A 14,117-nucleotide genomic window follows, 5' to 3' on the forward strand; every position below is an offset into this window, starting at 1 on the left:
GGCTAATGCAAAAGAGTCTGCTGTAAGTGTAGACCGTCTATCAGGAGATATCAGAAAGACAGAGCTCAGGCTTCTTCAGCAACCTGATCTTTGTGGACGTTGTGCAGTTGTTCGATCAGTTGATCTTCCAGTTCAAAACGTTCTTCCAGAATTTCACCAATATTGGATAAATCCGGTGGCAGTTTTGCCAACAGTTCGAAGGCACAGTTCTGATCGTAGGTGTCGTTAAAATCAACACATTGGCCAGTCAGTTTATCCAGCTTAGGTACCAGCTCTCTGGCGAGCTCAACACCACCGTCATCAAACTCTTTGGCTTCGTTAATCAGCTGCTCGTAGATTTCAAAGTGACCAGCGGAACAATAGTCCATCATCACCTGGCAGAAGCGACCGATATTCTCGGCTAGCGGATCTTCAACCGACAGCGGTTTGCTGGCCGACAGGTTGCAATACAGTACGATCAGCTGCTGGCGTTCGTTCAGCCAGGAATCAATCATTTTATGAACGCCGCCCCAGCGCTCGTGGGCATTTTTGCAGTTCTCTAACATAGGATTCTCTCCCGATCCTGTAACAGCCGGAGGGGCTGTTTTTTGTTATCTCGGGGAAAACTATATGCGCGATAAAAAGGCCGAATCAAGCAGCTTTTTTCACTTTTTTGACTTGCATTCGTAACAGGGTGTGCTTGTCAGTGAGTTTTAACAAAAGGCGCCAGAAGAGGGTGAAAATTTGCTGGCGCCGGGGTATAAGAAGGTTTTATAAACGGATTTCAGCGATTAATAAAACGCTGTTTAACCGTGTGGAAAATGGCATAAGCCGCGGCCAGAACAAAACCCAGGAAGCATATACGCGTCCACTCCGGCATGCTCATACCCCATAAACTCCAGACAATTTCTGCACAGTTGCCATCACCGTTTAACATCACACTTAATAAGTCGGTTAACGGCAATGTTTCCATCAGATAATCCATGCTTGGACCACAGGCAGGCACTTCATCTTTTGGCAGGTTCTGCATCCAGATCTGATGATCGGCGACCCAGGTGGCGAAGAGCGCAGAGCCGAGGGTAAATAACAACGCCAGCAACAATGGCCAACGCATATTGCGGCTGAAAAATGCCAGCAAAAAACCAAAACCACTCATTACTGTGCCTAAGCGCTGAGCCATACACAAAGGGCAGGGGTCGAGGTACATCACGTATTCGAAATAATACGCCGCCGCCATCAGGCCAGCACAGGTCAGGAAACCTGCCAGATAGCCCCAATGCAGCCACTGAGGATTAGTAAACCAGTTACCCGTTGTTTGTAATGAAGACACAAAAAATCTCCGCTATCGGCAAAAACGTCAGTTATTAGTGCCAGCGAGTCTAACACAGGCAGCGAACTGAGTTATCTGGTCTAAGATCAATACAGACGTAAAGTTATTCGCGCATGCGTAAAGAAAGCGCACAGAGTATTCCAAGGAGATGCACATGTTACGTTTGGCCCTGAGCTGGCTATTGGTCGTTTGTTCTGTTGCCGTTCACGCCGAAGGTGAAGCCGGTGGTGGTTCCGCAGCACGCTATATTCATCTGGAACCCGCATTTGTGGTGAACTATGGCAGTTCCGGGCGGATGAAGTACCTCAGAACCGAGGTCTCGCTTAAGGTTAGCAGCGGTGCAGCCGCGGCGATGGTGAGCCAGCACAAACCGTATATCCGCAATAATCTGGTGTTGTTGCTGTCAGCTCAGGAACCGGAAACCATGAACAGCGCCAAGGGCCGCGAATCATTACGCCGTGTTTGCCTCGATGAAGTCAGGGCCGTGATGAACCAATTGGAAGGTATGCCATCAGTTGATGACCTGTATTTTAATAACTTTGTTGTGCAGAACTGAGCGGATAAATACAGACATAAAAAAGGCCTCACAATGAGGCCTTTTTTATGTCTGGCGGTTTCAGCGTTGCAGATAGTTCTGCAGGTACTCATCAAAACTTATATCGTCTGAGTCTTCCAGTTCCTGCTGCGCTGCCAGCGATTGCTCCGCTTTGTTTTTCCAGCTTTGCTTAACCTCTTTCCCCAGAGGCTCGGATAACTCTTTACGATGTTGCTGCGCCAGGTTACGGGTCAGTTCCGCAAACTCGATATCTTGTTCCTGCAATGCTGCCAGCACCTTGGCAGAAGGCGTTAACGTGCTGTCGGCCAGTTTCAGTTTCTGCTGATTCAGCGCATCGATATGGAAAGTGTGGCCACGGGCTTTATCCATCTGTTGCGCCAGTTCACGCATTTCTTCCACCACTTCCAGGCCCCACTGCTGCAGCGAGATTTCTTCATATCCACGCTCCAGCATCAGGCCAGGCTTACGGCCTTCCATCACCGCTTTTTTCTGGTTGCGTTCGATACGACCGTATTCGGCGTTATCCACATCCGGACTCGGCTGCAATAAACACCAGCTCAGGAAAACGTCCATAAACTGCAGCTGTGGTACGTCCAGACCCAGAGGCATAAACGGATTCAGATCGGTACTGCGCACTTCGATATATTCCACCCCTTCATTGGCCAGCGCTTCCAGCGGCTTTTCACCGTTACGGGAAACACGCTTCGGACGAATATCGCTGTAGTACTCGTTTTCGATCTGCAGAAGATTGGTATTCAGCTGTTTGTATTGGCCATGTTCATCCTGCAGACCCAACTCTTCATAAGCAGCAACCGGGTCACTCACAGCTTTACCCAGCGTATCGACGTAACTGTCCAGCGTGTTGTAACACACGGTCAGATCCGACTGAGCGCTGTTCTGATAACCCAGATCACTCATACGCAAAGACGTGGCGTAAGGCAGATATAACGTGTGTTGTTTCAGTTTTTCCAGTTGATGAGGCTGGCCATCAAGGAAAGATTTACACAGTGCCGGAGAAGCACCAAACAGATAGAACAACAACCAGGAATAACGACGGAAGTTACGGATCAGGCCAAAGTATTTCGCCGAAATATAATCCTGTAACTCTTTGCCATTGTTATCAGGAGCAGGCTGACGCTGATGCTCCAGTTCAAACAGCACAGGCCACAGTTCTTTTGGCATAGACACGTTGTAATGGATACCGGAAATGCATTGCATCATACGGCCGTAGCGATGCCATAAGCCGTGGCGATAAACGTGCTTCAGTTTACCCAGATTTGAATCGCCGTAATGTGCAATCGGAATACTCATCTCACCCTGGATAATACAGGGCATGGAGTTGGGCCAGATCATTTCACCATCGAGCTGGCTGTAGGTGTAACGATGGGCAATTTCCAGATAGGCCAGCGCTTCGTGGGCGCTGTTAAATACCGGCGTAATAAACTCCAGCAGTGCCTCGGAATAATCGGTGGTGATGCTTTCGTGCGTTAGTGCCGAGCCCAGACCTTTTGGATGAGGCTTCTGACTGATCACCCCCTGATCAGAACAACGTAACCCTTCCTTTTCGATACCACGCTGAATATTGGCCAGCAGAGAAAGGTGTTCAGGTTGGCTTAGCAGCGCCAGCGCTTGCTTCAGGCTAGGTGATTCAGAGTTGGCCAATGTCGCCTCGGTATCTTGTCAAATGTGCCGAGATTATAGGACAAAGGCGACAGGTGGGTAAGAGCGTCGGCGGAACAGCGTGTGGTTATAAATGGAACAGGCTCCGCCGTCCTCAACTCGGAAGTTCTTCGGTCTGATTGTTTTCCGCAGCAGCGATAGGACATCGCGGAGCATCTACAGCACAGGGACAAAAGTGCAGGATAGCATTTTTGCACAGCTCAGCTACCCGCAGGGCGAGGCACAAGGATGTGCCAAGTGCCGTGCCTTAGATGCGGCGGCAGGAAAACAATCAGACCGGAGTATTTTCGAAAGTTTACTTCTTTTTAGCCTTGGCAAATGCCGCCGCAAATGCGCCACCCATTGCACTCTGGCCGGAGTCATTACCACCAGAGTTACCACCAAATGAACGCTGTTGTGACCCACGCCCCCTATTCCCTTGAGAGCCTGGACGGCTACCACCTTTGCGCTCACCAGGCGTTTTCTCCTTGGCGCGCTCATTAGCATCGTCAGACATGCGCATCGATAGTCCGATACGCTTACGCGGAACATCCACTTCCATCACTTTCACTTTAACGATATCACCGGCCTTCACTACGTCACGCGGATCTTTAACAAAGGTGTCAGACAGCGCAGAGATATGCACCAGGCCATCCTGATGAACACCGATATCCACAAAAGCACCAAAGGCAGCCACGTTGGTGATCACACCTTCGAGCACCATATTCGGCTTCAGGTCTTTGATGTCTTCAACGCCTTCTTTAAATTCAGCGAATTTAAACTCCGGACGAGGATCGCGGCCCGGTTTTTCCAGCTCCGAGATAATATCTTTAACAGTGATTTCACCCACACCATCTTCGGTAAACTGCGATGCGTTTACCGACTTCAATGTGGCCGAATCGCCAATCAGGCTAGCAACATCCTTGCTGAACTCATGGGCGATTTTTTTCACGACCGGATAGGATTCCGGGTGAACCGCCGAGGCATCCAGTGGGTTTTTGCCATTCATAATACGCAGGAATCCCGCCGCCTGTTCAAACGCCTTAGGCCCCAAACGTGCGACTTTTTTCAGATCCGAACGGGATTGGAAAGCACCGTTTTCATCACGGTAAGCAACGATATTGTTCGCCAATGTGGTATTTAAACCAGATACGCGAGTCAGCAGAGGAGCAGACGCGGTATTCAGATCAACGCCCACCGAGTTCACACAGTCTTCAACGACGGCATCCAACGAACGCGCTAATTGAGTCTGGTTCACATCGTGCTGGTACTGACCGACACCAATAGATTTGGGTTCGATCTTCACCAGTTCCGCCAGTGGATCCTGCAAACGACGCGCGATAGAAACCGCACCACGAATCGTCACATCCAGATCCGGGAATTCTTTCGCCGCCAGTTCAGACGCGGAATACACCGAAGCACCCGCTTCGTTGACCATCACTTTCTGCACGTTTTTCAGCGCAGGCTGAGCCTTGATCATATCGCCGACAAATTTGTCGGTTTCACGCGAACCGGTGCCGTTACCAATCGAGATCAGCTCAACATTGTGCTTAGCAATTAACGCCGTTAATACCGCCGCTGAACCGGCCAGATCGTTACGCGGCGGGGTTGGATAAATCGTCGCCTGATCCACCACCTTACCGGTGGCGTCCACAACCGCGACTTTTACCCCGGTACGCAAACCCGGGTCGAGACCCATGGTCGCTTTGGTGCCTGCCGGAGCGGCCAACAATAAATCTTTCAGGTTTTCGCCGAACACTTTGATGGCTTGTTCTTCCGCGCTTTCTCGCACATTGCCCATCATTTCGGTTTCCAGGTGAGTCAGCAGCTTAATGCGCCAGGTCCACTTCACCACTTCAGCTAACCAGCGATCACCAGCACGACCCTGATTTTCGATACCCACATGATCGGCAATAATGCTCTCACACGGGCTGGCGGCTAATTTATCGTCTGGGTCACCCGTCACCAAAGAGAAGCTCAGGAAGCCTTCGTTACGACCACGCAGAATCGCCAACGCACGGTGCGATGGCACGCCTTTTAACGCTTCATCATGTTCAAAATAATCAGAGAACTTGGCGCCTTCGGCTTCTTTGCCCGCCACCACACGAACAGACAAAGTCGCTTCGTTGGTCATAAAGCGGCGCAGATTCGCCAGCAGGTTGGCATCTTCGGCAAAGCGTTCCATCAGGATGTACTTAGCGCCATCTAACGCTGCTTTGGTGTCGTCAATTTTATGTTCGCTATTCAGGAACGCCTGAGCTTCCGCTTCCGGATTCAAGGTTGGATCAGCGATTAACTTCTCAGCTAATGGTTCCAGGCCCGCTTCAATCGCAATCTGACCTTTAGTACGACGCTTCGGCTTGTACGGCAGGTATAAATCTTCCAGACGGGTTTTGGTGTCTGCAGCCAGGATATCCCGCTTCAACTCATCGCTGAGCTTGCCCTGATCATCAATGCTTTTCAGGATGGTATCGCGACGATCTTCCATCTCACGCAAATAACGCAGGCGTTCTTCCAGAGTACGCAGCTGGGCGTCATCCAGGGAGCCTGTGACTTCCTTACGATAACGAGCGATAAAAGGCACGGTTGCGCCTTCATCTAACAAAGCAACGGCAGCAGCGACTTGCTGCGGGCGAATGGTTAATTCTTCGGCAATGCGAGCGCCAATTTGTTGGGCGCGAGGATCTACAGACATATTTTTCTTATTACCTTGATAAACAGCTTGTAACAATCAATGGAACGGTAAAACAGGAAGGGGAGTATAACGGAGATTTATTGCAAAGAGTTCAGTTTGAGATTGGATGAGTGCCAATGACCTGCGTCCGAAGCTAAGAAGATTTAGGCCTAACGAACAATAAAATACCTGTTAGGCCTCTAATTACATACTAAGATTCGTAATACTGCTGATTTCCCAAAAACGCCTTCTATTTCTAGAAAGCGGTTTCTAATTCTTCAAGTCAAATTCCGCCGTCAATATCAGTTTTCATAATGACAAGGTCGCGATTCTGACTATCGGGATGGATCATACTAAATAACATATACAGACCATTTTCTTGGTTTAAGGCAAAAGATCTCAAGTGAAGCTTACTCTGACGATACCTTTCAAAAGTCTTAAGCATCTTGGTGTTGCCATCCGAAGACAACTCCCATAGCTCCGGTAAATCTGAATCCCGATTAGTAATTAAGAAATTAGCACCACCACGACCATTGCTAACCATTCTTTCTCTAGCATTTGAATAGCCTCCGTTACCCCTGGTATGTACTGATACAGCACTTCCGTCTTTAATAATAGCGAATTTAATGCCACCATCTATTGAAAAAACATTCTGTCCGGAGAGTACAAAACTTCCATCTGGCATTTCATATACAAATCTACCATTCAACATCCCGTCATTTAGCATGGTCTGCTCCCAAGCTTTCTGACCTGTTACATCAAATTTAACCAAACAGGCTCCATCTCCAAAATATGATGCTGGCTTAGGTGAGGGCTCTGCTGAACAGGCAAGTAAAAAGTCCCCATCTTTGGCTAAAGTAAAGTGGCCAATACGAGTATATGCAGAACCAGCATTTAGCTCTGGAACTGTAATATTAGAAACGTATTTCCCATCTTGAGTTGCAAGTTCAAGAATTGTCATCTTATTAACCTGGCACTCCACCCTAGAGCCAACTTCAAAACAGCTATATTCTTCACTTGCGATGTAGAGCTTATTATTTTTTTCGGCTATTCCTTTGAATCTCTCACCCCCACTCACATTAGTTCGGTATTCAGTTTCCCAAGCTAATCGCTCGTTAATATTTTCGTCAGAGAAGAGTTTGACGGCATACCCCTTAGAATTCCTCCAGGACCCCGAGTCCCCAACGGCATAAATCGCACCATCTGATAATTGTTTTATATAATTTAACCTCGGAGTGCCTTCTTTTCTGAGAACATATTCCCATTCAACGGCGCCGGATGAATCTAACTTTATAATCCAATCATCTCCCTGTGCATCCCCTCTTGAACGTGTATTGGCCAATACGATTGCTCCACCATCTGAAGCAGTCACAATTTCTTTGCCATATTCAATACCAGCGCCGCCTAAAAGAGCCTTGAATACACCAACATTTACATCTTTTTTATCCGATCGATCCGACCACTGATTGACCGTATTTTTACGACGAATAGTCCACTTGTAGGTGCCTAATGCTACTTTTGGGATAATTAGTTTGTTTTCTTTAGTTGTGTAAGGCTTCTCTCGTTTGTCTAAACCTTCCAGAATAACTTCATATTCCTGAGTATTCGCCATAGCATCCCAGCTAAAGTCGAGTTGATACTCTTTATCAACCAAATTGGCGCTAACTTTTATATTCACAGGAAAACCAGGCTTTTCTACAACCACTGTTACCGGCGCACTGAACGCGCCAGTAAAAGCACCCGCTTTATCATCTTCAAACTTCGCGCGGTACTTAACTTCATGAGAGCCAATCGCAAGCTGATCTACTGTTACTTTTGGTTCCGTAACTACATGATTTTTAGAGCCTGAAACAACCTCGTAACTTTTGGCCCCTGCAACTGCTGCCAAATTCAGTTCGATGCTGTTCGAATCTTTAATGGCCAGAGACCCTTTAGCTGGAGTAATCGCTAATTGATCAGCTGAATATGGTGCTTGTACCTGTACATTTGTGGCTGTGCTGTATGGACCCGTAAAAGTTTGCTGTGAAGCGTTATCTAACACAGCACGGTATTTAATTTCATGTAAGCCAACAGACAAGGAATCAAGCGTTACCTCGGGCTCGTCCGACTGAATAATGTCACCAGCAACATCAAATTCATAATGCTTAGCATTGTCGACTGGGGTAAACGTTAGCGTGGTCGACTTACCAAAAGTATAGCTTTCCGTAGAACTATCGGAAGTTAACTTCAAAGCTGTATTTACAGAATGAGACACGGTCACCGACGTAGGCTCATTGCGAAGCTCAACACCACTGCCACTTACTGTTTTCAGCAACAACGAGTGCTTATTACCATCTCCCCAATAATAAGCAGGCCATTTGATTTCCCAGGGAGCACCATCGTCATCTTTACCAACTTCAACACCATCCACTAATAAAGTGACACTTTTGGCTTTTACATCAGATGGAATATCAGCCCGAACGATTACTTCAGCTGTGTTAACAGTCGCACCAGCTGCTGGTGCAGTTACTATGATTTGATTCGCGAGCTTATTAAGGTCAACCCCGGCCTGTTCAATCTTCTTCTTTTCATCTTCAGATATACAACCGGTGAGCAATGCTACTGTAGCGAGCATTGAAAGGGAGGAAAGCGCTTTCATCTGGCGTCCTTGTCGAATTTAAAACGCTCAAATTTTAATCGATATCGACAAAATAGTCAGCTTGTAATTGCTACAAGTGTCATTTAAGGCATAAGGTCCGATTGTATCGGGCTTTATGCCTTCGTACATACCTAGTTCTTACCCGAAACCTCACGGTTGTAGTTCAGACGTTTAGCCGCATCCAGCGTTAACATCTGCATAAAGGCCTTGGTTTCAGCATCCGAGCCAACCGGCGCTCCGCCGCTGCCAGAGCCACCGAAGACATTGGTTGGTACCTGACGTTTAGCAAAGGCTTCTGCCCAGAGTTTCTGAATTTCGATTTCTGCGTCCAGCTTTTGCGCCAGTGCGTTATCCGCCTTCAGAATCACTTCTTTCTGGTACGCCTCAGCATCTGCCAGCGTGCGCTGAGTCTCTGCTTCAATACGCGCTTTTTCTAATTCAATCTGAGCCGTGTCTTTAGCAATTTCTGCCTGCTCTTTTAATTTCTGAGAATTGGTTAAAGCCAATTGCTTTTCAGTTTGTGCTTCTGTGGTTCGCTGAATTTGTTCCACTTTGGCTTTGGCCTGACGTTGCGCCACTTCGCGCTCACCCTTAGCAATCGCTAACAAACGTTGTTCTTCTTCCTGAATACGTTGCTCACGTGCAATCGCACGGTCAGCCGAGGCTTTTTGTTTTAACTGCATACGCTCAACAAACTTTTTATTCGGGCGCATATCAGTTACACGAGCGTCTAAAACCGTAATTCCGAAGTTGGTGAATTTCTGAGTTTTGCGTCTTGGTGAGCCTTCGTCATCCAGTACTTTATTAACAACAAACTCGATTTTGGTTTCGTCGCCATATTCCTGCTGATTCTCACCTAATGCAGCGTTTGCGGAAGATTTGGTTTTACGCGCACTACGTTTAATTTGCTCTTCACGGCGCACCAGATAAATCCCACTGGACATCTGATTTTCAAATTCAGAATTAAATTCAGAACGACCGCCGGAATAATATTCTTCGGCACTCATCAATGACGCAGTTGCCTGGATGGTTTCTTTAAAGGCTGGAATTAATGCAGTACGTAATAAATTCGCTGGAGAACGATATTCATGCGCCAGTTTTAAGAAAGAATCCGGATCTTCCGGAATGGAAAAACGCACCGTCGCTTCTGAATCAGCATCGACCTGATCGAGGAACATAATATTCATCGGCGGCAAAGTTGCGCTGGCATCGGAATCATCACTCTCGGCTTCCAGTTGCTCACGACGACCAGCAACCGCCTGAACGGTCATGGCACGTTTCCAGGCGTTGTAACGACCAAATAAATAGGTGTTATAGCCCACATCGGAAACCACTTTTTCTTCACCAGTGATGGTACGAACATGGTAGATATAACCCGGTTCGGCATAGAAAAAGATTTGGTTAAAGGCGCCAACTGCAAACGACAAAATGGCTGCACTCACCAGTGTTGGGACTATTTGTGCAGGAATATCGTAGGTGATTTCATCAAGGCGTCCGCGAATCTCTTCCGGGCTTTTTCCTTGCCCCTCCAGTTCGGAGCGCATCCGCTCAATCTTCATTTTTTGTGACGAGCGCACAAAGCCTAATGCAATGATGCTGGCGATACATAAAACGCCAATTAAGATGCCCCAAAAAGCCATAATCTTTCCTTGTGTTCTTTTACAGAAGAGAGGCGTTACTTTATAGAGGGGTCAGTAAAGAGACAAGGGCAGTCAATAGATAAGCATCCAGGCAATAAAAAACCGCTTTTCCTTTACTGCTGACAGTAAGAAAAAGCGGTTTCTTTTTATTCGTTAAAACGAATAACTGACTGTATTACTTTCGTAATTAGTCCAGCTTAGGCGCTGCAGCCTGAATGCCTTCAGAAACGTCGTATTTCTTGAAGTTTTCAACGAACTGAGCTGCCAGGTTCTTAGCAGATTCAGTCCATGCGGCTTCGTCATCCCATGCTGCGATTGGGTTCAGCAACTTGGTTTCAACGCCGTCTACAGACTTAGGTACGTTCAGGCCGAATACTGGCAGAGTTTCAGTTTCTGCATCACGTAGAGCACCGCTCTGGATCGCGCTGATTACCGCACGGGTAGTCGGGATAGAGAAACGCTCACCACCGTTGCCGTTAGCACCACCGGTCCAACCAGTGTTTACCAGATAAACCTGAGAGTCGAATTCAGTTACACGCTTCATCAGCAGCTCAGCGTATTCACCCGCTGGACGTGGGAAGAATGGTGCGCCGAAACAGGTAGAGAAGGTAGACTTCAGACCTTTAGAGCCACCCATCTCAGTAGAACCAACCAGAGCGGTATAACCAGACAGGAAGTGATATGCAGCCTGTTCTTTGCTCAGGATAGATACTGGAGGCAGTACACCAGTCATATCACAAGTCAGGAAGATAACAGCTTTAGGTTCGCCACCTTTGTTTTCTGCAACACGCTTCTCAACGTGCTCCAGTGGGTATGCACAACGGCCGTTCTCAGTCAGGCTGGTGTCAGCGTAGTCAGCAGTGCGGTTGTCATCACCGATCACTACGTTTTCTACGATGGCGCCGAACTTAATCGCGTCCCAGATGATTGGCTCGTTCTTCTTAGACAGATCGATGGTTTTTGCGTAGCAGCCACCTTCGATGTTGAATACGGTGCCTTTGCCCCAACCGTGCTCGTCGTCACCAATCAGGTAACGGCTTGGGTCAGCAGACAGGGTGGTTTTACCGGTGCCAGACAGACCGAAGAACAGGCAAGTGTCGCCGTCTTCACCGACGTTGGCAGAACAGTGCATTGGCAGCACGTCTTTTTCTGGCAGCAGGAAGTTCTGAACAGAGAACATCGCTTTTTTCATTTCGCCCGCGTAACGCATACCAGCCAGCAGCACTTTGCGTTGTGCGAAGTTGATGATTACACAACCATCAGAGTTAGTGCCGTCACGCTCTGGTACACACTCGAAACCAGCGCAGTTCAGGATCTGCCACTCTTCTTTATCAGCTGGGTTGAAGCTTTCAGGACGGATAAACAGGTTACGACCGAACAGGTTCTGCCATGCAGTCTGAGTGGTCATTTTAACCGGCAGGTAATGAGCCGGATCAGAGCCAACATGAACAGTCGATACAAAGCTGTCGTGCTGAGCCAGATACTCTTCAACACGCTCCCACAGCGCATCAAACTTGTCGGCGTCGAATGGGCGGTTGATGTTGCCCCAGTCGATAGCGTCTTTGCTGCTTGGCTCTTCAACAATGAAACGATCCATTGGAGAACGACCAGTACGCTTACCAGTGGTCACAACCAGTGCGCCAGTGTCTTGCAGACGACCTTCGCCGCGTTGCAGTGCATGTTCCACCAGTTGAGCTGAAGATAAGTTAGTATAAACAGTGGTCATATCGGTGCCCTGTGGGTCCTCATGTGGTCTGTACGGCTTATGGCCATATCAAAGCTGCTGTACCGTCCCTGATACTGCTCTGGATAATGAACAGAAGGGGCGAATCCATAAATTTCAGGCGCGCGATTATGGCAGAAAAACGGCTAAACGATAACCCTTGTCTTTTAGCGTCCCGCGCCCTGTCCTGATTGGTCACCTGTTATTCACTGGAAAAACAGGCATTTGAGATCAACATAAAGGGCGGAAATATTCGCTATTCAGAATACTTCCGCCTTTAGTCTGAGACGACCTGAACCCCTGAAGTGTTAGCAACGCGGCTAGCTCACGATCAATGTGGGTGACGCTGAGGGAACAGCTCTTCCACCTGTTGGCGATCGAAGGCGTAATGTTGCTGGCAGAATTCACAGCTCACTTCAATCTTGCCCGCTTCCTTCAGAATCGTATCCAGCTCGTCATAACCCAGCTGCGTCAGCGCTGTTGCCAGACGCGGCTTGGAGCAGGTGCAGAAAAACTTCAGATCCTTAGGTTCATAAACCCGGATTTGTTCTTCATGGTACAAGCGGTGCAGCAATACATCGGTATTCAGTTCCAACAGTTCCTGCTGCTTGATGGTGCTGGCCAGGTGCGTCAGGCGATCCCAGGCATCAACATCGCTGGTCTCTGCCGCTGGCATTTTCTGCAACATAAAACCGGCTGCGTTTTGACCGTCACATTCCAACCAGAAACGTGATGCCAGCTGTTCTGACTGCTCAAAGTAGTCTTCCATTGCCTTAGCGATATTGCCGCCTTCAATCCCGGTGATACCCTGATATTTCTGCCCCTTCTCCGGCTCAATAGTGATCACCAGCTGGCCGTCTTCGAAGCTCAGTTGCTCGGCATCAACGCTTTCGTCGTAACGGGCGATGGCGCGTAATTCGCCCTTATCGCTGCTTTCAGCCTGCAATAAAGACACATTGCCTGGCAACCGTACCTGCAGCGTCAGGCGCCCGGCAAACTTCAGGTTGGAACTCAGCAATGCCGTCGCAGCCATCAGTTGTCCCAGTTCAACCGCAATCACGGTTGGATAACTATGACGCTTTAATACATCACGATAACTGGCATTCAGATGAGTGATCTCGCCACGGATATCGGTCTGATCAAAACTGAAGCGTTGTAACTGGTCGGCACTGTTCATATTGCGAATCCCCAAAAATCTTCCGCCCTATGTTAGGGCTGCGTTTCAGCAATTCAATGGCAGTAAGAAAAAAGCTGCCTGTAAGACCTGTACACTCAGCCTTAACGCTCCTCTTCCTCTTCCTCTTCCTCTTCCTCTTCCTCTTCCTCTTCCTCCTTCAGTTTGTATGCGTCCTTCTTTGACTTACTACCTTCATCAGAGAGGCTTTTGAGTTCTGTGCGTTTACCACTTACGGTCTCGCTGCCCAGTTTCTTCTGCTCACGAACAATGTTGTCGACATGATTGAGAAAGATCCCATAAATCTTCAGGACTTCTTCTTTGTCATAGTCGTAGTTACTGCTGAGTTCACAGGCACGGAACAATAGCTCGCGAGTGAGTAATACGGCAGGGTTGCGGCCTCCCAACGCCAGGGCAGAGTCACCATCAGACAGGACGGCATTGTCGACACCATGGATCTTGAAACCGATCGATTCGCTCGCTGACTTCACAGCATCATGTGGAGGAATATGGCAACTGGTGAGAATGTCACTTTTCTCTTTGATCTGAACCGTTGAGTACGCTGCCGGCACACCCATCATATCGATATTTTTTTCGTCGATATGAACGGCACTGTTCTCTCTCGTCGAAACACATGATGCAGCAACAACTGAGAAAATCAGTAACAATGAAAATCTAATTAGCTTAATCAGGACGTTCATATAGTAATCGCTATGTTTGACCAGCGCAGGTTTTAATCGCTGC

10 protein-coding genes are annotated in these 14,117 nt (G+C 48.1%); 1 reads left to right on the forward strand and 9 read right to left on the reverse strand.

All coding sequences use genetic code 11. From position 1 onward, the window contains the following. Positions 1–65 precede the first annotated feature (65 nt). Positions 66–545, reverse strand: a complete 480-nt coding sequence (rsd, locus tag ACOQOZ_RS13945) for a sigma D regulator (RefSeq protein WP_420588760.1) — start codon at positions 543–545, stop codon at positions 66–68. A gap of 218 nt (positions 546–763) precedes the next feature. Next, positions 764–1,309 carry a disulfide bond formation protein B gene (locus ACOQOZ_RS13950; protein WP_420588761.1) on the reverse strand — a complete coding sequence of 182 codons (546 nt, stop codon included), beginning with the start codon at positions 1,307–1,309 and terminating at the stop codon, positions 764–766. A gap of 154 nt (positions 1,310–1,463) precedes the next feature. Between ACOQOZ_RS13950 and ACOQOZ_RS13955 the strand changes: the two genes are divergently transcribed. Beyond that, the gene (locus ACOQOZ_RS13955) at positions 1,464–1,865 is read left to right on the forward strand and encodes a flagellar basal body-associated FliL family protein (RefSeq protein ID WP_420588762.1); all 402 of its coding nucleotides are present in this window, start codon (positions 1,464–1,466) and stop codon (positions 1,863–1,865) included. Between the two features lie 60 nt (positions 1,866–1,925). Here the strand turns inward: ACOQOZ_RS13955 and gshA are convergent, their stop codons facing one another. The 7 genes from gshA to ACOQOZ_RS13990 all read right to left on the reverse strand — a co-directional run bounded on the left by gshA (position 1,926) and on the right by ACOQOZ_RS13990 (position 14,074). Beyond that, on the reverse strand, positions 1,926–3,527 hold the full coding sequence (gene gshA, locus ACOQOZ_RS13960) for a glutamate--cysteine ligase (protein WP_420588763.1): 1,602 nt from the start codon (positions 3,525–3,527) through the stop codon (positions 1,926–1,928). Between the two features lie 313 nt (positions 3,528–3,840). Next, positions 3,841–6,219, reverse strand: coding sequence for a Tex family protein (locus ACOQOZ_RS13965; protein WP_420588764.1), 2,379 nt, complete (start codon positions 6,217–6,219; stop codon positions 3,841–3,843). 262 nt (positions 6,220–6,481) lie between these two features. Next, positions 6,482–8,836, reverse strand: coding sequence for an Ig-like domain-containing protein (locus ACOQOZ_RS13970; RefSeq protein ID WP_420588765.1), 2,355 nt, complete (start codon positions 8,834–8,836; stop codon positions 6,482–6,484). Between the two features lie 131 nt (positions 8,837–8,967). After that, positions 8,968–10,476, reverse strand: a complete 1,509-nt coding sequence (locus ACOQOZ_RS13975) for an SPFH domain-containing protein (RefSeq protein ID WP_420588766.1) — start codon at positions 10,474–10,476, stop codon at positions 8,968–8,970. 187 nt (positions 10,477–10,663) lie between these two features. Next, a complete protein-coding gene (locus ACOQOZ_RS13980) occupies positions 10,664–12,202 on the reverse strand; it encodes a phosphoenolpyruvate carboxykinase (RefSeq protein WP_420588767.1) in 1,539 nt (512 codons plus the stop codon). Positions 12,203–12,530: 328 nt separating this feature from the next. Continuing rightward, on the reverse strand, positions 12,531–13,376 hold the full coding sequence (gene hslO, locus ACOQOZ_RS13985; protein ID WP_420588768.1) for an Hsp33 family molecular chaperone HslO: 846 nt from the start codon (positions 13,374–13,376) through the stop codon (positions 12,531–12,533). Positions 13,377–13,477: 101 nt separating this feature from the next. After that, entirely contained in the window at positions 13,478–14,074 is a 597-nt protein-coding gene (locus ACOQOZ_RS13990) for a hypothetical protein (protein WP_420588769.1), read from the reverse strand. Positions 14,075–14,117 lie beyond the last annotated feature (43 nt).

It is taken from the genome of Bacterioplanoides sp. (genome assembly GCF_965219715.1).
Classification (GTDB): domain Bacteria; phylum Pseudomonadota; class Gammaproteobacteria; order Pseudomonadales; family Oceanobacteraceae; genus Bacterioplanoides.

Excerpts from the sequence above, each read along its gene's own strand:
- rsd (WP_420588760.1), bottom strand. The coding sequence starts at position 545 with ATGTTAGAGAACTGCAAAAATGCCCACGAGCGCTGGGGCGGCGTTCAT.
- ACOQOZ_RS13975 (WP_420588766.1), bottom strand. The coding sequence starts at position 10,476 with ATGGCTTTTTGGGGCATCTTAATTGGCGTTTTATGTATCGCCAGCATC.
- ACOQOZ_RS13965 (WP_420588764.1), bottom strand. The coding sequence starts at position 6,219 with ATGTCTGTAGATCCTCGCGCCCAACAAATTGGCGCTCGCATTGCCGAA.
- hslO (WP_420588768.1), bottom strand. The coding sequence starts at position 13,376 with ATGAACAGTGCCGACCAGTTACAACGCTTCAGTTTTGATCAGACCGAT.
- ACOQOZ_RS13990 (WP_420588769.1), bottom strand. The coding sequence starts at position 14,074 with ATGAACGTCCTGATTAAGCTAATTAGATTTTCATTGTTACTGATTTTC.
- ACOQOZ_RS13955 (WP_420588762.1), top strand. The coding sequence starts at position 1,464 with ATGTTACGTTTGGCCCTGAGCTGGCTATTGGTCGTTTGTTCTGTTGCC.
- ACOQOZ_RS13980 (WP_420588767.1), bottom strand. The coding sequence starts at position 12,202 with ATGACCACTGTTTATACTAACTTATCTTCAGCTCAACTGGTGGAACAT.
- ACOQOZ_RS13970 (WP_420588765.1), bottom strand. The coding sequence starts at position 8,836 with ATGAAAGCGCTTTCCTCCCTTTCAATGCTCGCTACAGTAGCATTGCTC.